Annotated in this window: 16 protein-coding genes; 4 read left to right on the top strand and 12 right to left on the bottom strand. The window is 54.8% G+C overall.

The annotated features are described in order from the left end of the window. Both CQR48_RS01970 and CQR48_RS01965 read left to right on the top strand, forming a co-directional pair. On the top strand, positions 1-1,383 hold a 1,383-nt coding region (locus tag CQR48_RS01970; protein WP_180335095.1), incomplete at its 5' end, for an NlpC/P60 family protein. A 228-nt stretch (positions 1,384-1,611) separates the two neighbouring features. Further along, a complete protein-coding gene (locus CQR48_RS01965) occupies positions 1,612-3,333 on the top strand; it encodes a DUF6020 family protein (RefSeq protein ID WP_101451815.1) in 1,722 nt (573 codons plus the stop codon). A gap of 490 nt (positions 3,334-3,823) precedes the next feature. Here the strand turns inward: CQR48_RS01965 and CQR48_RS01960 are convergent, their stop codons facing one another. The 11 genes from CQR48_RS01960 to CQR48_RS01910 all read right to left on the bottom strand — a co-directional run bounded on the left by CQR48_RS01960 (position 3,824) and on the right by CQR48_RS01910 (position 19,293). Beyond that, the gene (locus CQR48_RS01960) at positions 3,824-4,714 is read right to left on the bottom strand and encodes a hypothetical protein (protein ID WP_143252451.1); all 891 of its coding nucleotides are present in this window, start codon (positions 4,712-4,714) and stop codon (positions 3,824-3,826) included. Positions 4,715-5,367: 653 nt separating this feature from the next. Further along, on the bottom strand, positions 5,368-6,318 hold the full coding sequence (bsh, locus tag CQR48_RS01955; RefSeq protein WP_101451813.1) for a choloylglycine hydrolase: 951 nt from the start codon (positions 6,316-6,318) through the stop codon (positions 5,368-5,370). A 1,392-nt stretch (positions 6,319-7,710) separates the two neighbouring features. Next, positions 7,711-8,619, bottom strand: coding sequence for a glucose-1-phosphate thymidylyltransferase RfbA (rfbA, locus tag CQR48_RS01950; protein WP_101451812.1), 909 nt, complete (start codon positions 8,617-8,619; stop codon positions 7,711-7,713). Positions 8,620-8,623: 4 nt separating this feature from the next. Then, complete coding sequence (locus CQR48_RS01945; protein ID WP_101451811.1) at positions 8,624-10,096, bottom strand: sugar nucleotide-binding protein; 1,473 nt, start codon at positions 10,094-10,096, stop codon at positions 8,624-8,626. Positions 10,097-10,184: 88 nt separating this feature from the next. Next, positions 10,185-11,204, bottom strand: coding sequence for a dTDP-glucose 4,6-dehydratase (gene rfbB, locus CQR48_RS01940; RefSeq protein WP_101451810.1), 1,020 nt, complete (start codon positions 11,202-11,204; stop codon positions 10,185-10,187). A 159-nt stretch (positions 11,205-11,363) separates the two neighbouring features. After that, positions 11,364-11,942, bottom strand: coding sequence for an RloB family protein (locus CQR48_RS01935; RefSeq protein ID WP_425513405.1), 579 nt, complete (start codon positions 11,940-11,942; stop codon positions 11,364-11,366). Between the two features lie 81 nt (positions 11,943-12,023). Continuing rightward, the gene (locus CQR48_RS01930; RefSeq protein WP_101451808.1) at positions 12,024-13,310 is read right to left on the bottom strand and encodes an AAA family ATPase; all 1,287 of its coding nucleotides are present in this window, start codon (positions 13,308-13,310) and stop codon (positions 12,024-12,026) included. 426 nt (positions 13,311-13,736) lie between these two features. Next, positions 13,737-15,152: an amino acid permease gene (locus tag CQR48_RS01925; protein WP_101451807.1), complete on the bottom strand. Its 1,416-nt coding sequence runs from the start codon at positions 15,150-15,152 to the stop codon at positions 13,737-13,739. 168 nt (positions 15,153-15,320) lie between these two features. Then, a complete protein-coding gene (locus tag CQR48_RS01920; protein WP_180335094.1) occupies positions 15,321-16,505 on the bottom strand; it encodes an amidohydrolase family protein in 1,185 nt (394 codons plus the stop codon). Positions 16,506-16,530: 25 nt separating this feature from the next. Next, positions 16,531-17,883 carry an aspartate aminotransferase family protein gene (locus tag CQR48_RS01915; RefSeq protein ID WP_218971677.1) on the bottom strand — a complete coding sequence of 451 codons (1,353 nt, stop codon included), beginning with the start codon at positions 17,881-17,883 and terminating at the stop codon, positions 16,531-16,533. Positions 17,884-17,955: 72 nt separating this feature from the next. Then, positions 17,956-19,293 carry a type I glutamate--ammonia ligase gene (locus CQR48_RS01910; RefSeq protein ID WP_101451805.1) on the bottom strand — a complete coding sequence of 446 codons (1,338 nt, stop codon included), beginning with the start codon at positions 19,291-19,293 and terminating at the stop codon, positions 17,956-17,958. Between the two features lie 87 nt (positions 19,294-19,380). On the opposite strand from CQR48_RS01910, the gene CQR48_RS01905 reads away from it, so the two are divergent. Further along, entirely contained in the window at positions 19,381-20,208 is an 828-nt protein-coding gene (locus tag CQR48_RS01905; protein WP_143252450.1) for a class II glutamine amidotransferase, read from the top strand. Then, entirely contained in the window at positions 20,193-21,074 is an 882-nt protein-coding gene (locus CQR48_RS01900) for a MurR/RpiR family transcriptional regulator (RefSeq protein WP_101451803.1), read from the top strand. Before CQR48_RS01905 ends, CQR48_RS01900 begins: the two co-directional genes overlap by 16 nt. 122 nt (positions 21,075-21,196) lie before the next feature. Here the strand turns inward: CQR48_RS01900 and CQR48_RS01895 are convergent, their stop codons facing one another. Continuing rightward, a complete protein-coding gene (locus CQR48_RS01895) occupies positions 21,197-22,660 on the bottom strand; it encodes a lipopolysaccharide biosynthesis protein (protein ID WP_180335093.1) in 1,464 nt (487 codons plus the stop codon). Positions 22,661-22,746: the final 86 nt, after the last annotated feature.

Here is a 22,746-nt window from a genome sequence, read left to right as displayed (position 1 = left end):
TGGGAGAACGGCTGGCTCGGCTGGCCCACCGGCGACGAACTCACCGTCAAAGGCGGCGCATCACAGACCTTCCAACACGGCGTCGTCTTCTGGTCACCCACCACAGGAGCACACCCGGTAAGAGCCGAAAACCTCACGGCATACGCCCACTCACGCCACGAGCACGTCTTCCTCCGTCTCCCCGTCAACGACGGGATGAAACTCAGGGGCGGCACATCCCAGGCATTCCAGAACGGGCAGATCCACTGGTCGCCAAGCACCGGCGCCCGCTTCACCAGAGGCGCCATCCAACAATACTGGAGCGCCCACGGCTGGGAGAACGGCTGGCTCGGCTGGCCCACCGGCGACGAACTCACCGTCAAAGGCGGCGCATCACAGACCTTCCAACACGGCGTCGTCTTCTGGTCAAACAGCACCGGCACACATCCGGTACGCGACAACATCCTCAGGGAATACACGGCCCTGAAATACGAACAGGGTCTCCTCGGTTTCCCGGTCAACGACGGGATGAAACTCAGGGGCGGCACATCCCAGGCATTCCAGAACGGGCAGATCCACTGGTCGCCAAGCACCGGCGCCCGCTTCACCAGAGGCGCCATCCAACAATACTGGAGCGCCCACGGCTGGGAGAACGGCTGGCTCGGCTGGCCCACCGGCGACGAACTCACCGTCAAAGGCGGCGCATCACAGACCTTCCAACACGGCGTAGTCTTCTGGTCACCCACCACAGGAGCACACCCGGTAGTCGGCACGACTCTGAGCAAGTATGCCGCTGCCCGCTATGAGCAGGGACAATACGGCTTCCCGGTCGAAGACCAGACAGGACCTTCCCAGAGATTCCAACACGGGTCAATCGCCGGCTGTGGAAAAATCGGCTATCAGAATCCGGGCGGTTTCTTCCAGGTAAGCTCCTGCAATGTCAGCGTTCCTGGAGGAGCATTCGGGTATGCTTCCCCGTCAAGAATCAGCATCAACGCCAACCGCGACCAAGTCGTGAATGCATTCATCAGCCGGGCATATGACTATCTCGGAACCCGATATGTCTGGGATTATGCCATGCAACCCGGCAACGGCGTGGACTGCGCCGGGCTTGTCATGCAGTCACTCTATGCGACCGGAATGAATCTGCAGGATTACAATCCGACCGCACACTGGTACGATCCTTGGCACAGCCATGATGCGAACAACATGAGCAACGACCGCAGGTTCCTGCATATTCCGGTCAGTCAGCGGCAGCGCGGAGACCTGATTTTCTATCCCGGGCACGTTGCCATCTATCTGGGCAATGACCAGGTGATCGAAGCGGTTCCGCCTCGTGTTCGAGTTGCCAACATGTACGCTGGGAACCGTCATCCGACGGGCGCTGCACGGCCGTTCATCTAATCGGCAACGCCAAGGATGCAATGGAAAAGAACCGTGAGAACAATCTGCTCTCGCGGTTCTTTTCTTTTGTCGGTTGTTCGGTATCCCGTTCTTGCTAGGCTGTTAGCCATGATGGAGGGAATAACGGCATCTTCAGCGTCATCAGCATCTTCAACGCAATCGCCTGCACGAAAGCATCATCGGATACCGCGACTGGGGCTCGCCTGCTGCAGCATCATTCTGGCAACATTGGCCGAATATTGCGCTTATCTCAATGAGGGGGAGGCAGGACGTGCGAGACGACTGCCGCATATCCTCGTCTTCGCAGTCTTCTTCTTTATTCTGACGCTGCTGTTTGAACGGTTCATCGCATGGCTGGAAGGCACACCCGAACAGACAACACCAGTACAAACGAAACTTGCGTCAGCACATCCGGAAGATGCCAGGAACGTCAAGGATGCAGAGAGCGCAAGCCCTCACCAATCCGCAACCCATCTGTGGAAAAAGATTCTCCCCGACTTCACCGGCGGGCGGAAATCCGCTTTGAAAGCCACGGCCATCATGGCGGTATGCTGGCTCCCGTACTACGTATTGGCATTCCCTGGAGCAATCTGGTATGACACCGTGCAGCAGGTACTGCAATGGGAGGGGAAGCCGAACGCCATTACCAGCGGCGCGTGGTCCGATCAACACCCGGTGTTCGACACCCTGATTTTCGGGCTGTTCTATCAAATCGGTGCTTGGGTCGGCTCCCCGGCCTTCGGCGTCGCTCTCTACACGACAGTAATCACTGCTACATCCATCGCCGTACTGGTATACGTGGTCCGCTATCTAGCCCGTGCAGGAGCCAGCAGACGGGCGTGCCTCCTCACATACGGGTTCTTCTGCTTATTCCCGTTCGTCCCGATATATGCCATGGCGATGGTCAAGGACGCGGTGTTCCTCCCCTGCTTCCTCCTGTTCTCCGTACGATGCATGGAAGCGGCACGCACACGCGGCGCGAGCCTCGCAACCCCGAAAGCCTGGATTCTCATCAGCACACTGGCGCTGCTGGTGTCACTCACCAAGAAAACCGGCATCTACACAGTGATCATCGCCTGTATTCTCACGATGTTGGCCGTGGCAGGGCGAAAGGCGCGGCTCCGATTGGCGGGAACCGTGCTGGCGAGCGCCATCATCATGTTTTTGGTACTGCCTGGCATCCTGTTCCCGCTGTGTCATATTGAGGCTGGTGGCAAGCAGGAGATGATTGCCGTTCCGTTGCAACAGTCGGCGCTGTTGTTGAAAGAGCATGGTGACGAGTTGTCCCAGGCGGATCGTGACGTGTTCGAAGGGATTCTCGAGCCCGATGCCGCCAACAAGTTCTTCTGGCCGGCTGTCGATCCCATCAAAGGCACGCATTGGACCGCGCAACGCGAACGACTGTTGAAACCGTTCTTACGTGTGTGGCTGCGTAATGGGGTAAGGTACCCCACAACATATTTGCGCGCATATTTCCTGCTGGAACAAGGGTGGGTCGCCATGCCGAACCAAGCGGCATACGAATCGATATACTCCGGCATGCGCCCGGCATACGTGTACACGAGAGCGTCCTTGGCGCCAAACGCTTCTGACTCTGGGCTACCCGTGTCAAGTCACGCATTGTTCTACTCGGGGTTGGATCAGGGCTTCGCATGGCTGAACGAGCAGTTCTTCCTCCAGCCGTGGTTCTGCCGCGCATTCTGGGCGACTTGGCTGCCCTTCATGCAGTGCTATCTTGCCGTGCGCAGGCTGCGGGCGCATACAATGTCTTGGAATCAGGCTGCTTGGCTCATACCGATGCTCGCCACGATGCCTTTTCTGTGGATTTCCGGGGCGAGCGTATCGTACGAAGGCATGCGGTATGTGATTCCCATGGTGTTCATTGCTCCGATCGGGTGCGCGATGTTCACAGTCGGTCTGGAGAATCGTGCTCTGCGAGTTGGTGATTGACATTGCTGTGGTATGAGCACGGCGACATCACTATAATCGAATGCCGCCTATGCCAGCACATCTTGCTTCCCTGCGGTCCCTGAAGGCGTGTATCTAGTCTATCCGTAGTATGTGCATGGGCGTTTCTCCATTATGAGGGTTTCATTATTGACCTAACCGCAAACACAAGCCATGCAATGTCAATGGTTCTATCTTCGACACCAGGCATCCACGAACCCCCGTAGGCAAGATGGCTTCCGGCACGTACTACGGATAACGCAGATAGCCGATGCAAGTGAGGTGTTCATCGGATTCTCCCATTTCTGTCTTTCCCGACGTCAGAACACCGCTCACGCATATCGTTACCAGTTACTCCGAACGAGTATGTTTCGCGTCTACTACCCCGTGAAACCAGTATTATTTCCTCCAACCAGACAAGATGAACGAGGCCGAAAACTGTGCCCCTATATCCCGTTCTTCCCTTCCCGAACCAATAATGTGCCTCTCTGCCTCAACGGTTCCAGACCCGACGGCCATCCGCCACCTGCTCCAACGTCAGCGGACTCGATAACGCATCCATCCCCAACTTTTTAGCCACCAATGAAACGAGTCGCTCCCTCTGATCCTCGCTTGACAAATCATATGCAGTCACTTGAATATGCTGCCACCCCTGTTCATCAATGAACTTCAATCGATCACAGTCTGCGAGCCACTGGTCGCGATGATGCGTACCATCATACTCAACCGCCAGCTTCTTTTCGGGATATGCCATATCCAAATAGAACAGCCGGCCCGAATCAGGAATGCGCATCGGCACATTGATACGGGGACAGCCTAAGCCATAGCGCATCAACAACAAACGCAGCCGGGTCTCCTGCGAAGAATCAGTGTGCTCCCGCATCAACCGCACCGCCCTGCTCATAGACCGGAACCCCCGAGGAAGCCGCAAACCCCGCACTTGCGCCTCCTCACGCAGATTCTGCAACAACCGAATAAAATCTTCTATCCGTATGCCACGCGAATTACGCCGCATCATCGAATCACCGAGCACAACCAACTCCTGCAACGACAACCTAGCAGCGTACATCGCCCACACATACACCGCATGAACGCAGCGAAACCTGCCACGCTGCAAAACTACCGTCTCGAAACTTCCCTGCCAGGTGACGAAACGCACGCCTTTCACTCGCCAGCGATCACTCTCGTGGTGAACTGCTGCGTACACCACATCGTCTTGTAATCGCGTTCGTTCGCGAGGCGGCTCGATGCCAAGCAGCGCCAAGGCTGTCGACAGCGTAAACACCAGCGTCATCGAAGTTCGGTTGCGGGCCTCGTCACACGCTCGCAGTGCCGTCGCATGGTTTTGGATGATGTCGTGCTGATACATAGGATAATCTGCCATGACAGCAACCCTAGTGAATCCTGTCCGCCACGTGCGAGCCGGAATTGAAGATGTGGTCAGAAGTCGTGCGACGCCGCCCGTTCATCTGATTACCGACAAAGTCTGGTGACAAGTATCTCGTGTATTGATGGGTTTATGGTGGGGGAGAGATTATATCTCGCATATCCGTAGTACTTGCCAGAACGTATCTTCATTACGAGGGTTCGCCGATGCCTGATTCTCAAGCACATACCACGGAATACCAACAGTTCTATCTTCGATATCGGGCATCAACGAACCCTCGTAGTTGAGTTGATCTCCGGCAGGTACTACGGATAGCGCAGATAGACAGTCGAAAACGCTACGAGAGGCGCCGCAACAGAACAAAACACCGCACATTTCACAGCAAAGTCACCGCTTCCTATATGCCGCTGCGAGCAAATAGTTCTTCAGTCGGTCGCTGTTCTCGACCATCCGTCGCGCATCCCCTCATTTTCTAAAGCAACAGCATTGTCTGTCGACGATGTACTTGCCACAATCCACGAACCAGCAGCACAGAAGAATGCGGGGCGCCAGGCAACCTGCGGTTATCCCGCACGCACCCAGCGCCCCGCATTCAGCCGTTCCTACTGGTTCAGACGTTCAGCCAATCAGACGCTTGACAGCTGCCCAACTCACTCAGCGGTCTGCAGCTCGGAGCCTTCAAGGTCGAAGTCGGCCATACGGTAGCTCTTGATGGCCGGATCCTCGTACGTGTTCTTGTAGTAGGTGTTGGTCTTGGCGGAGAAACCGCTCGTGTAGATCGTCTTCTCGTACTGGCCGTTGCTCATGAGCGCGCAACCATCCACCATCGCGGCGGAATCCAGCGTGTGGAACAGGCGGGAGACGTTCGACTCCTCGGTCTTCTGCGCCGGGTAGTGGGCGTTCGTGTAGGCAGCGCGCACGAAACGCGACGGCGAGCTGTAGTCGCCCGGAATGCCGCGCATGCCGGAGCCGGAGCCCCACGCGCTGAGCTCCTGGGTGCCCCACTTGACCGGCTCAGGGACGCGCGGATCCATGCTCAGGTAGTTGCGCAGGTTCTCGGTATGCCAGTCGAAAGTCGGCTGGTTGGCGAGCACATCGGCACCATCATGATGCACATGGATGCCGTCAGCCATGACCTCGATCACAATGCTACGCTTGCCGTCGCCAACGATCCAGTGCAGCAGCGAGACCGGATACTGCTCGTTGACCTGCTTGGCCACCACGGTCACGTTCTTCAGGGCTTCCTCCACCTGATCAACGGTGGAGAAGCTGCGAGCGATCCAGAACGGCAGCTCATAGGCAGCCACGTTGACCGTGCCGTCCACCGGAGCGTCCGCATACTGGGCGTATCCGGGGAAGTTCAGGCCGGCAACGGCCAAGCCCTCATCATTGGCGCAGTCGAAATACATCGGCATGCCTTCGACGATGATGCCGACACCCATGACCGGCTTCGGGTTAGCGACCGTCGCGTTGAATGCGACCGGCGCCTGGTACCCGCGCGGCGTCACGACGATCTTCTCGCCATATGAGAACGACCAATCAAGATTGCGGCCGAAATACATGTTGCCGTCTTCATCTGCAAAACGAACTCCAGTGCACATGTCACCTGCTCCTTATCAACATCAACGCCCCTCGTGGGGGCATGCGGACTGCGCTTGAGGGTTGACGCCACCGGGGGTTTCCGGCGGCTGTCGATGGTTGCCAATCGCCGACCGACTGTCATCGCATCCGACTCCAGCGCGGCGCCCCGTCGGCAACTCAACCAACAGGTTCAGCTGTCGAAGCCAGGCGCAACCGTGTTGCCCTCGCACATCCGCTTTGTTATCTTTCACTACTCAGCATAGTCTTCGCAAATCAAGCGGATACGGCAGTTCGCACGCGCATTGTTAAGCTGTTTTCCTTGATATATCGGGGTTTTGAACGCGTTATTACACCATAACGACTCTTTAATCACATAAGAAAACAGCAGAAGATTCTCAGGTTATTCTTAGGATTGGGTGTGGGGTGGGGGTCGCGGGCGCATGGAGTTGACGGGGGGATGCGGGAGATTGGTTGACGGGTTGACTGGTCAGTACGGCCGCGAGATGCGGAGTGGGATGATGATGAGATGACGCAAAGGCATGGGGCATGATGACGAGGCGACGGGGCGAGTCGTGCCCCAGACCAAAACGGAAATCACACGACGGAATCGGAACCAGTCCGCACGAGCACTTGTCGACACTTGTCCGTCTGCCACAACAACACCACAAACCCACTAGATTCCAATGAATTGCACACACTGTGGCAATCAACCACTGTCAAGACATCCGCCCGAACCACCCGAATCACGGACCAAACCGGAGAACGAATCCCGAAAACAGATTCAGTCCACGCAGATGCCGACTGTCATGTACCCGTCAACCACCACCACACCGGAAACCCACAGAATCCCAACAATCAGCCGACAAACCTGAAACGAACCGCCAAGGCGTCAACCATCCGGTCGCCCGAACCGGCAGACTGAATCAGGAATCACACCCCCGATTCCGGATTCAGTCAGTATTTAGGGCATTTCACTCATGAAGATGGTGATTAAGGGAAGAATACCTCATTCGTCTCTCCAATCGAACGATTCAAAACAATAGGATGACAGCTTTCGATAGTCTACATGCTCAGAAAAAGGCATGCCGCTTCTTCATCAAACAAGTTCTTCATCTTATTGCTTGTAGCCGTCAACAGCACTGATAATCTGATTGCGAACGCCACTGCTGAGAATATATTAGAAACACTCTAAGTTGCCTGATGCCAATGCGGACATCACGGTGACGACCACAATCCCGTCATTCCATGACGCTCTCAGTCCCCCTGACGGCACAAGAGACAGCTGCGTACAGCAAGACTCCAGATGTCTGATTAGATTAGACATCAAACTATCTGGTAAGCACTGAACTCATGAGATTCAGTGCTTACCAGATAGAATTGTCAGTATTGCCGTATTGCGTATTAGTCGTTGGTTATTCCCCATCCTTGCTGTTGTCGACGAGGCGGATGTCGCCGTCGGCGATGCCCTGCAAATGCCGGCCGTATGGGCTCTTCCCGTACCGCTTGGCGGACTCGAGCAACTCCCCGCGCGTGATCCACCCGTTCTCGTAGGCGATCTCCTCGACCACCGCGATCGGCAGGCCCTGCGCCCGCTGCACCGTACGCACGAACTCACCAGCCTCGAACAGGCTGTCCATCGTACCCGTATCCAGCCACGCATACCCACGGCCCAACGTCCGCACCCGCAACGAACCATCCTCCAGATACATGCGGTTCAGATCCGTGATCTCCAACTCGCCACGCGCCGACGGCTTCACCTGCTTCGCATACTCCACCACACGCCGGTCATAGAAATACAAGCCCGTCACCGCGTAATTCGACCTGGGGTGCGCGGGCTTTTCCTCGATCGACACCGCCCGCCCGGTCTCGTCGAAATCGACCACGCCATACCGTTCCGGGTCATCCACGTAATAACCGAACACGCTCGACCGGCCAGCCTCGGCGTCACGCACCGCGCCACGCAGCACACGGCCCAGACCGTTGCCGTAGAAGATGTTATCCCCCAACACCAGGGCGCACGTATCCCCCGCGATGAACTCCTCGCCCAGCAGGAACGCCTGCGCCAAGCCATCCGGGCTCGGCTGCACCTTGTACGACAACCGCACCCCGTACCGGGAGCCATCCCCCAACAGACGCTCGAAATTCGGCAGGTCCTTCGGCGTCGAAATCACCAGGATATCCCGGATACCCGCCATCATCAACACACTCAACGGGTAATACACCATCGGCTTGTCATACACCGGAAGCAACTGCTTCGACGTCACCGTCGTCAACGGATACAACCGGGTACCAGAACCACCCGCAAGAATAATACCCTTCACGGTCTCACCTTCCCTCCACGGAACCGCCGCGCGCGGCCAGCTCCGCCTTCACATACGCCCTCAACGACTCCTCCCAATCCGCAGGCGCATAACCCGCCGCCTCGATCTTGGACAGGTCGAGCGCCGAATGCACCGGGCGCGGCGAGACGGGGTTCTTGGCGGTTTCGAAATATTGCTGCGTGGTGACGGGTTTGACTGCGTCGCCGTTGCCATTCGTGAGGTCGAACACCTCGGCGGCGATGTCCTTCCACGACCTGACCGCGCCCGACCCCGTGAGGTTGTACGTACCGTACGGAGCCGCGGAACCGAGCAGGTGGAAGATGGCCTCGGCCATGTCCTTGGTGAACGTGAGGCGACCGAACTGGTCGTCCACCACGGTCACCTGGTTCAGGGACTCGTCGGGGTCGGCCACGCGGTCCGACAGACCCATCATGGTCTTGACGAAATTATGGCCGTCGCCGATCACCCAGCTGGAACGCAGGATGTAATGCTGCGGCGCCTGCGCCACGGCGATGTCGCCCGCGGCCTTGGTCTGGCCGTAGACGCCCAGCGGCGCGAAACCTTCGGTCTCGGTGTGCTGGTCGCGCGTGCCATCGAACACATAATCCGAGCTCACGTGCACCAGCGTGATGTGGTGCTCGCGCGCGACCTTGGCCAGCAGCGCCGGACCCGTGGCATTGGCCTTCCATGCGGCGGCGCGGCCTTCGGCGGTCTCGGCCTTGTCGACGGCCGTGAACGCGCCGGCGTTGATGATGGTGCCGTAGAGGTCCCAGTCGAACTGGTCGTAGGCGGCCGGATCGGAGAAATCGAAGGTGTCGATGTCGTGGTACTCGAAGTTGTGCAGGTCGTGCGCCTCGGCGTACTCCTTGATGGCGCGTCCGAGCTGCCCGTAGGCGCCGGTGACGAGAGTGCGCTTGGGTTCCATCGGCTTGGCGTCGGCGAGGAACGGATGGTGCAGGTCGGCCTCGGAACGCTCGGTCTGGTCCAGCGGGATCGGCCACTGGATGTTGAGCGTCGGGTCGGCGAGGTTGACGAAGGTGTAGGTCTTCTTCTGTTCCAAGCTCCAATGCGCGTTGACGAGATAGGTGTACGCGGTGCCATCCTCGAGGGTCTGGAAGGAGTTGCCCACGCCACGCGGCACGAAGATGGCCTTGGACGGGTCAAGCGTGCACGTGTACACCTCACCGAAGGTGTCGCCGGGGCGCAAATCCACCCACGCGCCGAACACGGAGCCCGTGGCGATCGAGATGTACTTGTCCCACGGCTCCGCATGGATACCACGCGTCACACCACGCTTCGTATTGAAGCTGATGTTGTTCTGCACCGGACCGAAATCCGGCAGGCCCAAAGCCGTCTCCTTCGCCCGCTGCCAATTCTCCTTGAACCAGCCGCGGTTGTCACCATGCACCGGCAGATCGAAGACGATGAGCCCGGGGATGTTGGTCTTGGTGACCTTGAGTTCTTTTTCGAATTCCATTACCTTGCCTTTCTGAGTGACCAACGAAGGCCGTTTTCGTGAGGTTTGTGCAAAAAACGCCCCGAAAACGGCCTTCATTGGTCAGCGGTCACTGTCCCTGGCGCTTGTAGCGCTCCTCAGTGGCAGCCTTGGTCTTCTCCCACCACTGCGGGTTGTTCGTGTACCAGTCGATCGTGGCCTTGAGCCCGGATTCGAAATCGGTGTGCGTGGGCTTCCACCCCAGCTCGGTCTGGAGCTTGGTGGAGTCGATCGCATAGCGGCGATCATGCCCCGGACGGTCCTTGACATGGTCGAACGCATCCTCCGGCTGGCCCATGAGACGCAGGATCATGCGCAGCACGTCGATGTTGTTCTTCTCGCCGTTCGCGCCGATCAGATACGTCTCGCCGATACGCCCCTTCGTCAGAATCGTCCACACGGCCGAGGAATGATCCTCCGTATGGATCCAGTCACGCACATTCAACCCCGCGCCATACAGCTTCGGACGCACACCCGTGAGGATATTCGTGATCTGCCGCGGAATGAACTTCTCCACATGCTGGTACGGGCCGTAGTTGTTGGAGCAGTTCGAGATGGTGGAACGAATGCCGTAGGTGCGCGTCCACGCGCGCACCAGCATGTCGGAGCTCGCCTTCGTGGACGAATACGGGCTCGACGGGTGGTACGGCGTCTCCTCCGTGAACTTGTGCGGGTCGTCGAGCGCCAGGTCGCCGTACACCTCGTCCGTGCTGATGTGATGATACCGGATATCGTACTTGCGCACGGCCTCGAGCAGGCGGAAGGTGCCCACGACGTTCGTCTGCACAAACGGTTCGGGGTTCGCGATCGAATTGTCGTTGTGGGACTCGGCGGCGTAATGCACGATGGCGTCATGGCCCGGCACGATCTTGTCGAGCAGCTCCGCGTCGCAGATGTTGCCGTGGACGAAGTCCATGCGGTCCTCGGGGATGCCCTTGAGGTTGTCGAGATTCCCTGCGTATGTGAGCGCATCCAGCACCGTCACATGCGTCTCGGGATGATTGTCTACAACATAATGCACGAAATTCGAACCAATAAAACCGGCCCCACCCGTAACAATAATGTTCCTCGGAACAAATGTCTCAGTCATGGTTGCATCTTATCGCATGGCAAAGATGTTGGAGCGAATCCAGACACGAATCGAAACGGAGATGCTCAACTTCCGTGTCGAATCCTCATCGAGCACCGAAAGACATCTGCCGAGGCTTGGCACCATTGAGGCAACATTGCGATGTAGATAGAAGCCTGGTCATTCCTTCGGCTGCTGTTGTTCCAATTCCTTAATCACTTCCGGCATGTCAGTCCAAGGAGCAAATTCCAATTTTCCGGTACTTTTCAGCGATTCCCTGCTCCTCTTCCGATTCGCTGTGTTGTGCTGCTCTGCATTCTGCAAAGCCGTATGGATTGCCTCGGATGTCAACACATCATCCACGATGTATTTGTGATTGCTCCCCGTTGTAATTTTCGCTTTCGCAGCTGCCCGTGTGGCTGACTCCGTGTCTTGAATACTTGACGGACAGGGACGCTTATGGTCAAGCAACCACACTTCAAAACATGGATTGGAAATGATGAACTCTATTCCATTCTTCAAACATATTCTCTCCGCGTCGGCAATATCCTTGTACTGATCCACATCAGCGACAACCCATACTTTGCGGTAATGATCGGCCCAGTCATCCTGCTCGTCGCTCTCTTTGAGGTCACATGCCATCTCTGCCAATTCGCTTGGACTCACGGCTTTTTGTTTGTATTCAATCACCACCTCAGAAAACATTCTTTTCAACGCTTCGAAATATTGCTTCTCGGTCACTGCACCGTTGCCGACCACAAGATACCGTGTCTTGCGGTGCCTTGATACATGTCGAGTACGTCTTCCTTGGGGAAAGCCGGCGGCTATTCTTTGACGACATCAGGCCCCCTCCCCGCTCACCATCTGGGCGAAGTCCATATGGAAGGACGGCTTCGGGTTGGCGCCATACACGCCGTTAAGATAATTCTTCCCGATATTCTCGCCCTTGCGTATGCCCAAATCGGTCACTGGATACAGTTCAGACGCGCCCTCGCTGTTCTTTTCAACGAGCCAAATCTGGTCAGGATCCAGCGGACTCATCATGCCGGAGTAGTTGATCAATGACACATCATGCGTAGTGATGATCAATTGAGCTCTGTGAGGGTTCGTCATCGGGTCGGTATACAGCTCGATGAATTCCTTGACCAGAGTAGGATGCAAACTCGTGTCGATTTCGTCGATAATCGTTACCGACTCTTTGGAAAGTTGGCGTAACACCAAGGAGAAGAACGACATGGCCGCCAGCGTGCCGCGAGATTCTTCAGCTTGGTCAAACTTGGCAGATACCTCTTTCCCGGCATGAGTGAATTGCAAATCTCCGACATCGCCGAGTTGTGCATCTTCACCAAATTGGTCTTTTACTTGTTTGGCCAATTGTTCGATGAGCTCTTGAGGCGCCTTCTCGGTCTGCACATCAGTGATGCCGAAATCGGCGTATCGAATCAACTTGGTGAGGTTCTGCGAGAAACGAGAACCACTACGGTATTCATCAAACATTCGAGGAACTTCCGCAGTGTATGCAATAGCATCGCAATATGTCAGCTCGTTTGCGAAAAACCTGAAAATCGGTCGAATAGATTCAATACCGGCAGCAGCTGAAGCGGAAAGCAGCAGGGCGTTGGGGCGAAGTTCCACTGTCCTCTTCACCTGTGCACGCGGCCCCTTAAACGCCGTACCGAATTTGATATCGCCCGACTCCTCACGCGTGAACAGCAATGAAGAGCGAGAAGACCAGCGATTGCCAACCTTCTTGTAAAATACGAGCTCTTCGTCAAGAATTCTCTTGTCATCGAAGCCGAAAGAGTACCGGTACTTTTGCCGATCGTCAGCAATACATTCCACAAGGAACGAGGTCGGGCGTTTGCGGAAGCCTTCTCTCAGGCGAAACGGGTCCCGCTGAATCCCGCTGTCAGCGTCCCCGCTGCTGTAGCTCGTGAGCACCATCTGCTGCATTGCGTGAATCGCGCGCAGGAAGTTTGACTTGCCAGACGCATTCGCACCATATACGGCTGCGACCGTAGAAATATCCTCGGAACCGGCATCCATATACCGCCGCTCTCGTCGCATCGAAAACGCTTGGTCTGCATCGAAGCTCCTGTAGTTTGAGAAGCTGAAATCGATGAGCATGACACACCTCGGATCATTCACGAATATGAACTACACAAGAAAAGTATATCCAGAAACCAGCCATTATTGCAAATTCTTGCAAAATACCACGTTTTCACAAAGCATTAGTGACTAGAACCTGCCATTAAGATACATAATCGGACGAGACAAGCCGGAAGCCATTCCCCCTTCGTTGTGTTCGGCATTGGCCCCCATACCCCAAGCTATGACGCTGCTATTCCATAGCACATACTTGGGGCACGAAACAAACCAACACTGATAGCGCAGAAATACTATGCGGCACTACAGATAGACGAGACGCGTGCATCCGCCCCCGTGCCAGCCCAGAGGCGGCAGGTGGTGCCTGAGCGAAATTTCACCCCGGCACCACCCACATCATCGCGCGGAACAGCACTTCCGACAGATGCAAAATGAGATATCAGCCGTCTATTTGTTTGCCGACATTGCCGACCGTTCCGCTTCGCTGGCGAGGAACCGCTTCTTGCCAATCGCGAAGTAGTACCCGGTGGCAATCAACAGCCAAATGATACCTGCCAGAAGGGTTTCACGCCCCGAGACACTGAACAGCTGACCGACATATATCGCAGCAATCAGCACCACAGCGGCGATCTGCAGCGGGCGGCCACCGGGCGCCTGCCAAGCGAGTTTCCCGTCGCGCTTTAAAGCGATTGCTCGCATTCCAGGCTGGGACAGACAAATCATCAACCATGCGAACAGGAATCCGAATCCGGATACCGAAGCAAGCCACGTGTAAGCGAAATCCTGGAAGAAGTAGTACAGAATCGCACCGATGAACAGCATGAGACAGCTGACAAGAATGGCATTCACAGGTGCCTTTGTTTTCGAACTTGTCTTAGCGAATACCTTGGGGAAGAACCCGTCTCGGCTCATCGAGAACATCATGCGGCTCGTGGCATAGATGCCGGCGTCAATGCACGACAACGCCGCAATCAGCACCACGAAATTCATGATATTCGCAGCAATCGGGCCGGCGAGAATACGCGTGGCATCGACGAACGGGCTGGAAGAAACACCGGCCTTCTGCCAAGGCAATACACAGACCAGCACGAAAATCGAAAGCACGAACAGGATGAGGATTCTTGCCAGCGTAGACCTCAGAGCCTTCGGCAAATCACGCTCGGGATGCTCGGATTCCTCCGCAGCAGTGCCAATCGCTTCGGTACCGCCGAAGGAGAACATGACAATCATCATTGCCGTGGCAACTCCGCCAATTCCCGCGGGAGCAAATCCGCCATTCGACGTGAGGTTAGAGAACGACACATGCTCCACTGGCGCGATTCCGAACAATGCCACGCATCCGCCGATGATGAACAATGCCAGCGCCACCACCTTGATGAGGGAAAGCCAGAATTCAAGTTCCCCGAAGAACTTCACACCGACCAGATTCACAATGGTCATCAGCGCGGCAACAATCAACGCAAATACCCAAATCGGCACTTGGGGGAACCAAACATTGAGGAACGTGCCGGCTGCGATGCTCTCAGAGGCAGGGCCTATCAAGAATGCCAGCCAGTATGTCCATCCCGTCAAGAACCCCGGCAACGGCCCAAGCGACATTTCTGCGTATTTTTGGAATGATCCAGCCACCGGCGTGCTTACCGCCATTTCAGTGAGCAGGACCATGACGAGGAACGTAATCAAACCACCAAACAGGTAAGAGAAGACCACTGCGGGACCTGCCGTGTTGATGGTCGACCCGGCGCCAAGAAAGAAGCCGGCGCCGATAACTCCCCCGACGGCCAGCATGGTGACATGCCGGCTTTGCAAGCCTTTCGCAAGGCTATCCCCGCCATTCGGCGAGGTATCTTGTTGAACAGCCATGAGTTTCCTCCGTTCCCATTCATCACTGCGACTACAGCAGATTTCATACGGGATCCGTTCTCCCGCATGCGATCAGTATTGACGAGCGATATGTCATATTCGTTACGAATGAGACCGTTTTATATGTCTTGTTTCATTTATTACATCCATGCCATTCATGCGCCCCACTCACGAGCCGCAATGAGTGCAGGAGCCGACTCCATAGAGTCTTTGAGCATTCTTCGAACCGATTGCATCCACTACGCGCAATGCATCCCCGGCAGTCCAAGCCCCTTGTTCAACCCACCCGCATACCAGCGAAGTCAGGGAATCACGGAACAGTTTCGCAGCAAAATAATGCTGCTCAGGCAATCCCCATGCATCCGAAGAGTACAGCAGACGCGAGAACGGACACAGTTCCATGGATCTGCGCAAAGCATCAACGCCTTGGACTCCGCACAAATACATGGCAAGCCCGACATCCATATACACGTTGGTGAAGTTCTGGCACAGATAACCACATTCACGCTCGAATGGCCAGCAATGCAACAACACCATCGGAACATCCAATTGTTCTGATTCGACGAGCAAAGGTCTCAAATCAACCGGATCGCTATGCCGTAAGTCAACATCCCGGTCGCCTAAACCCACATGGAACTGAATCGGCTTACGATACCTCATCGCCTCATGCACCATGAAACTGCATACGATTGCATCATCAATCCGGGAACGGCTTGCAGGTGAGAGGCGGGAGACCGAACGAATAACATCGTCGTCCGACGGAGGCCGCCAATCAATATCGAAGCCGCACCGGTAGGCGCAAATCGTCTTGAATCCCACGGAGCCTTGCTGCGCTTGCGACAATGCCGAACGAAACGCCTCGGGAAAGCTACCGGCGGAAAGCCCGGCAGCAAGCACAGACTCGGCAACCGCCTCAAGCCGCACGACAGTATGAACTTCCCCTTGAGCTCTTAAGGCAAATTCTTGAACACTGATGAGATTCGTCGCGGCCCACCCTGGATCGATAATCCATGTGGATACACCCGCAGCAGGCAACAATGTCTCGCCGATCTGCCGTTCTTTCAGTTTTTGACGCTCCAGAAAATAATCCCGAGCATCACAGCGCTGCCCAAACAACAGCGGAGAACAGTATCTCGCCAAGGCAAACCCGGCTTGACTATCAACCCGGCTTTGACCGTTTCCAAGCGGCCCCGCGCTTTCACATAATAATCTCTCGAACCCGAGTTCGTCAGGGCTTTGCAACAGACAACTATGGACATGATTGTCCACCAGTGGCATCGTCTCGATACGATTGCGCAGCATCTTGGCCGCTTCTTCACGTTGATTGCCGTACATCGCTTCAACTTGACCCATGTTTGTGTTCACCACCACGCTCCAATCACCAGCCGCCGAATCCTGCGACCGCATCATCCGGCACATGCCCAGCCGCCACATCGTCAATCGCCCGGACAACAAGATCCAAACCGTTGTACAAGGTATGCTCATCAATGGTCAAAGCGGGTGTGATTTCCAATACATGCCCGCCAACGTAATAGACAACCGCACCGAGTCTGTCGGCCTGATAGCACACTTTCTCCGCAAATTGCTCGCTGCGGTTCCCGTCATCGAGTTCAACACCTATGGCGAGCCCTCTGCCTCGAATATCCGTAATGTGTCGCCGGGATTCCTCTGGCAACGCATCAATCGCCTCGCGCAGATGGCCACGCGAGAGTCGTCCAAGCCGGTCGGCGCGTTCATCAAGCCGATCATCAATGAGTATGCGCAAGAACTCGATTGCTGCAGCGCAACAAATAGGGTTTCCTCCCATGGTGAGCAGTGAAGCTCCAGTCGCGCAATCCAAGATTGATGATGGGCCTACAATCGCCGATATCGGCAGCCCGCCGCCTAGGGTCTTTCCGAAAGTGACCATATCCGGGTGTATTCCCTCATACTGGTAGGCGTGTATGGTTCCCGGACGCCCGAGTCCCACTTTTACCTCATCGCAAATCATCGGTATTCCCGAATCATCGCAAAGAGACCGAAGCCCGGACAAGAATCCATCAGGAGGAACGATCATTCCACCGTCAGATAGCACAGGTTCCACAATCAGACACGCTACATTGGAGTTCATCGCCTGACGTACCGCATGGAGGCAATATGCCAATTCATCCTGAGCATTCCCGTCAACATGAGGATGAACAGTATTGGGATACGGCAGAAATTCGACGTTGTCGTCTCGTTTCGCCCCCGACTCCACTTGCACACCGGAAAGCCCCAATGCCTTCCCGAAACCTCCGTGGTAGCTGTGCTCGAACGCCAGAACTTTTGTACCGCCTCCATGCTTCACACTTGTCATACGGCAAAGACGCAGCGCAATGTCATTTGCATCCGACCCACTGTGCCCGAAATACACTCGCCCATTGTCGGCACCATCGGCATGTGCTTTGATATCCGTGATTTCCAGTAGTTTGTGGGCCAACTCAACACTCTGCGGATTGATCAGTGATCCCAAACCTAGCCCCGGGCAATTATCGAGCACTTGGTCAACAGCCGAGCGGATACGCGGGTCAGCATACCCGAGTCCTGCTGCTGTCCAGGTTGCGGATAGATCGATAAGCTGTTTCCCATCCGCGGATTGCAGCTCCGACCCCTTGCCACCGATTACAGCACGATTGAAAAATCTGACTTTTTCAGTGGCCGCAATAGCACGGTCGCCATGCAGTAGATGGACGGCTTCCTGATCCATGTTCATGAGCATCTCCTTTGCAACTAGAAAACTACATCGCCGATATTGTCCAGTTCCCAATCTCCCGACGCAAAGGTCTCACCACGCGTAGCGCATCACGTCAGCGCGATCCTGATCCGAACGTGAACCATACGTACGAGACATCAGTCGACGTATCGCCAAGTCCGCTTCAACGACATCCTCACCAAGCAGTTCCTTTGCGAAGGACGATTGCGCGAACGCTTCCGTCACCTCGTCATACGTGGACGGCAACCGCGACACCCCGCAGCGTTCGCGTTCCTCCTGCGGCATCGCGCTAGGGTTCACCGTAATCTCGGGCGGCAGTTCCATTGATCGGTCAATTCCATCAATCGAGGAACCCAGTATGCACGCCAAGGCATAGTACGGATTGGCCGACAAATCGCCGCACTTCAGCTCAACATTCGCCCCATGGGGATTACCCGGAGTTGCCGCGCAGAAGCGAATCGCCGCCTCTCGATTCTCAAGGCCCCAACACACTGCTGCTCCGGACCATGAGTCCGGCGACAACCTCAGTTGCGAAACAGGTGAACCCGCATACAGCGCGCTCAATTCCACAACATGGCTTTCGATTCCCGCGATAGCAGAACAGCCGCGTTTCGTCAGCGCATGGGGACCATGCCCCGTTGAGAATATCGGTTCTCCCTTGTACGTGATTGAGCAATGAATATGTCCACCGTTGCCGGATAACCCCAAGAAAGGTTTCGGCGAAAAACTGACCTTCTTGCCGAACATGTGCGCGGCACGCTTGATAACCATCTTCGTGAGTACTGCAGTGTCTGCGGCACGCAATGGTTCATCGGGCGCCGTGGAAATCTCCAACTGGCAATGATCGTATTCGCAATGCATCTGTTCCAAGGGAATTCCAGACTTGGCACACATGTCTTGTAGCCGTGCGAAGAATTCGCTGCGATCCAGGAAACTATCCGCACCATATGCACCCCATTGCTCCGAAGCGACATCTTGCTCCGTGACACCGGCATTATCGAGCAGATAGAATTCAAATTCAAAGCCGAACAGAGCCGAATACCCCATGCCCCCGGCTTTGCGCACAACCCGACGCAGTGCTTCACGAGGGCAGTATGGTGAAGGCGAGCCATCTTGTGTTCGCAAGTCTGTAGGCGCCCAGACGATGCCTTCGCCGAGAGACCGTTCCATTGAACGATCTGCCACAAGCCTCCAGTCACCCACGACACTCAATTTGTCAGTGAACGCAATAGCATTGTCGGGACAGAACACCGCCCAAGTCGGCGATGCCCCCATACCTGACGAAGCAAAGGCAGCTTCACGCGCCCCGGGGACGGCTTTCGAGCGAATCACACCGTCGAGGCCGACAAACGTTCCGATCATCATCTCATGTGTACCCGCACCGCATGCGGACTCCATTTGTTTTTCCATGATTCCACTGTCCCCCTCAATAATGTCCGAATTGTTACATCTATCTAAAATCTTGTGTTTTTGTAATGTATATAATGTGTTCGTCCGTTGGAACAACCCACTGAATCGAGGCAAACCATGTGCCGTCTGCTCGCAATTTCATCATCACGCGCCATCACCGTCAGCCAAGCACTTGGAAACAAGGCGACCGAAGAATTCTCAGCATTGAGCGAGTTCCACAATGACGGATGGGGTGCAGCATGGGTGTCAAAAGAGCAGCAGCTGCGCAAAGTCACCTCGACTAAGCAAGCAGACACTGACCCGGCATTTGCTAGACACCTTTCCCATCAAGCCGCCAAGCAGCAACTCGTGCATTTGCGCTGGGCGAGCAAAGGAATGCCGAATACCGCATACAATACCCACCCCTTTGTTGAGGAGGGCTTCGCCTTCGAACACAATGGCAACATCGCGTACGCCGAGGATCTTGAGCGAATGCTCCAGCATCAGTTTCTTGCCACATTGCACGGGAACACCGACTCCGAACGATATTTTGCATTGATCCGCCAATGCTGCTCAGCATGCGGGTCCATCCGGCAGGGGGTTATCAACGCTGTCGAGATGCTTGAAGAAGCATACCCCCACAGGAGTCTCAACGCCTTTCTGATGCACGGCGACTGCATCTATATCATCAACGTACACGAAGGAGCCTCGTTCAGCCTTGACGGATATCCCGACCGTGAAGAAGCTCCGCTTCCCTACCAACACACACCGGAGCATTACCACGATCTGATGCTTCAACGCACGTCTCAAGCAGTCGTCGCTGCATCAAGCGGCATCCGTTCAGGAGCATGGGAGAAAATCCCCGAAGGGAGTATCGTAGTGATTGAGCAGGGGCAACAAGTCCCGACAGTCACAACGATATGGAACAGAAAGTGAACAGTTCGGACGTTTCGATTTCGGATGCCATCAAGGAAACATTCCCAAAGTTGTCCCACGCCGAAAAACGAGTGGCAAGAAGCATGCTATCTGACTACCCTGCCTCTTGTCTCGGCTCCGTTGCATCAATCGCCGAACGTGCTGGAGTATCGGCCCCTTCGGTAATCCGATTCGTAAAATCGCTCGGCTACGAATCGTTCGTCGGATTCCGCGATGCTGTACTTACTGAGATGTCCGAACGCAGCAAAGGGCCGCTTGACAGAGCACGGCGTATGGAAGAGGCAAGCAGCGCTGGCGACAGGGCATCCAAAGCTTCCGAACGTATCAACATACTAGCCGTCCACGCGAGTAGCGACCTGGATGCCATTCCGCAAACCGAATGGGACCAAGTCGTTGCATTGCTCGCAGACAAGAAGCGAACCATCTACGTAGCCGGCGGCAGGTTCAGCACCGCGGTCGCCAGGATCCTAGCACTGAACCTACAATTGCTACGACCAAACGTCATGCTGCTGGACGATCTCGACCAGAAGGACAAAGGATGCCTTCTGGACATGAACCGACGATCAGTGTTCGTGGTATTCGATTTCGCCAGATACCAGAAGAACATCATCAGAGCCGCCCATGTAGCCAAGCAAAAAGGCGCGACCATAGTCCTGATCTCCGATGGCGAACTGTCACCGATCAAGACAGACGCGTCCATAGTCCTCCCCATATCCACCGACAGCTTCCTGCCATTGAGCGGCATGGCAACGGCGACAGCAATCACGGAAATCCTGCTCAGCGACGTTTACACGCAAATAGGCTCGTCCGCGAACGAACATCTCACCGAGTGGGAGTTGCTGACCGGCGGGGAGACCGTGGAGTAATTGTTACGCGTTAATGTATCAGAGAACAATAACAATCACATCCAAGAACAGCATCAAGATAGATTTATTGCTGTTCTCATGTTTATAGATGCAGTAGAATATTTATCCCATCCCTATTCTTGTTAATCACCGTTACGGCGACCGCTGATGCCGGAATGGCACAACCGCCCAAGAAGGTCCTGCATTTTCATCCAGCAAATTTTTAATACACACATAATTGCAAGTATCACTATGGCTTTCACAAACAATGACAAAAAGACATTTTGAATATTGATATGCGCATATTCACAAATAAATAATGCGATAATTGCAATTGTGATATCTGGCAGCAAATACCCAGCGAAATATGAAGTAGATTTCATATTTATGCAATATTTTGAACAATAATGTACCGGAAGAAGAATTTCACAATTATACGCAATGGCTACGCAAATAGCCAATGTATAAACTGAACCCAATACGCCGCCCAGAACAATCATTCCCAATGTCACCATGGTGTTAATCAGCGTTGACCTCATCAATAAATCTGGTCTACTTGCCGCACTGAGCAACGGTGCATGGACACCATTAACCCCTCTCGCATAAATCGCCAACGCTAATACTTGAAGCAACGGAGCCGCCGGCGCCCAAACACTTCCGAACAATATTTGAATAATCTCAGGCGCACACACACTCATGCCTACAGTGCAAAGGGAACAGATGAACGATACCTTGCTCATCACCCCAAGAAACTTCGCCCTCAACGCTGGAACGTTCTTTTGCAGGGGCGCAAAGAATGGAATTAGAGTACTTGTTATCGGAGCAGTAAGGATGTTGATGGGACTCCCATACAGTTGGTATGCCTTGTTGTAGTATCCAAGAGCTTCGGACCCGAACATTTTCCCCGCCAATAACGAATCGGCATTCCCGGAGAGCCACGCAATCGCCTCATGACCGAATTGATATAGCGAAAATCCACCCACCTTGCGCGCTATTGGCCTCACATCCCCTACAGACATCTTTAAATGAGAAGTCGATAAATTCCATATGAGAACGAACAATGATGTCAACACCGTATTGAGCGCAACAGCATAGCAACCCCATCCAGCAAAAGCCATGAAAATGACCGCAATTCCAACCACTAGCGTGCAGACGACGAGCCTCATGCCAATCAGACCAAATTTCCGTTCTTTTATCAGTACACCGTTCGGCACCATATTTAGTGCATTACACATTACAGCCAAAGTCATCACTGCACCAAGAGGCACGTAAATAGAATCATGGTAAAACCAAGCTATGCCAAATGAGAGCCCGAAGAACAAAACTGACAGCGCAATACCAATCAACAACGATAAGAAAAACATTCGCTGATAGTCTTCCTCGCGGAGATCTTGGAATTGAGCTATCGCAGTAGAAATTCCAGCATCAGCAAGAATGCTGAAGAAACTTGAAAATACAATCAGAATAGCCACTACGCCAAATTCTGCAGGCGAGATAAGACGAGCCAAAACCATTGTAATGGCTAATTGCATCACAACATTGACGACTTTCGAGCCTACCTGAGCAATAGATGCACTACGGATAGAAGTGAACTCTTTCCCTATCATTTGCAACATCCCCCATCAAATATCTAAACAGGCATGAATCATTGCTCACCACAGTTTGGAAAAGCTTCTACTTGACCAACTGGAAC

The sequence above is a fragment of the Bifidobacterium thermophilum genome (genome assembly GCF_002846655.1).
GTDB lineage: Bacteria > Actinomycetota > Actinomycetes > Actinomycetales > Bifidobacteriaceae > Bifidobacterium > Bifidobacterium thermophilum.
The sequence above is the reverse complement of the archived record's forward strand: the minus strand, read 5'-3'. Positions and strand labels throughout refer to the sequence as shown.

What these genes read in the sequence shown, in the direction of transcription:
- CQR48_RS01945 (WP_101451811.1), bottom strand. Translation starts at nt 10,096, where the DNA reads ATGGAATTCGAAAAAGAACTCAAGGTCACCAAGACCAACATCCCCGGG.
- rfbB (WP_101451810.1), bottom strand. Translation starts at nt 11,204, where the DNA reads ATGACTGAGACATTTGTTCCGAGGAACATTATTGTTACGGGTGGGGCC.
- CQR48_RS01900 (WP_101451803.1), top strand. Translation starts at nt 20,193, where the DNA reads ATGGAACAGAAAGTGAACAGTTCGGACGTTTCGATTTCGGATGCCATC.
- CQR48_RS01925 (WP_101451807.1), bottom strand. Translation starts at nt 15,152, where the DNA reads ATGGCTGTTCAACAAGATACCTCGCCGAATGGCGGGGATAGCCTTGCG.
- bsh (WP_101451813.1), bottom strand. Translation starts at nt 6,318, where the DNA reads ATGTGCACTGGAGTTCGTTTTGCAGATGAAGACGGCAACATGTATTTC.
- CQR48_RS01895 (WP_180335093.1), bottom strand. Translation starts at nt 22,660, where the DNA reads ATGATAGGGAAAGAGTTCACTTCTATCCGTAGTGCATCTATTGCTCAG.
- CQR48_RS01930 (WP_101451808.1), bottom strand. Translation starts at nt 13,310, where the DNA reads ATGCTCATCGATTTCAGCTTCTCAAACTACAGGAGCTTCGATGCAGAC.
- CQR48_RS01920 (WP_180335094.1), bottom strand. Translation starts at nt 16,505, where the DNA reads ATGGGTCAAGTTGAAGCGATGTACGGCAATCAACGTGAAGAAGCGGCC.
- CQR48_RS01960 (WP_143252451.1), bottom strand. Translation starts at nt 4,714, where the DNA reads ATGGCAGATTATCCTATGTATCAGCACGACATCATCCAAAACCATGCG.
- CQR48_RS01915 (WP_218971677.1), bottom strand. Translation starts at nt 17,883, where the DNA reads ATGAACATGGATCAGGAAGCCGTCCATCTACTGCATGGCGACCGTGCT.
- CQR48_RS01910 (WP_101451805.1), bottom strand. Translation starts at nt 19,293, where the DNA reads ATGGAAAAACAAATGGAGTCCGCATGCGGTGCGGGTACACATGAGATG.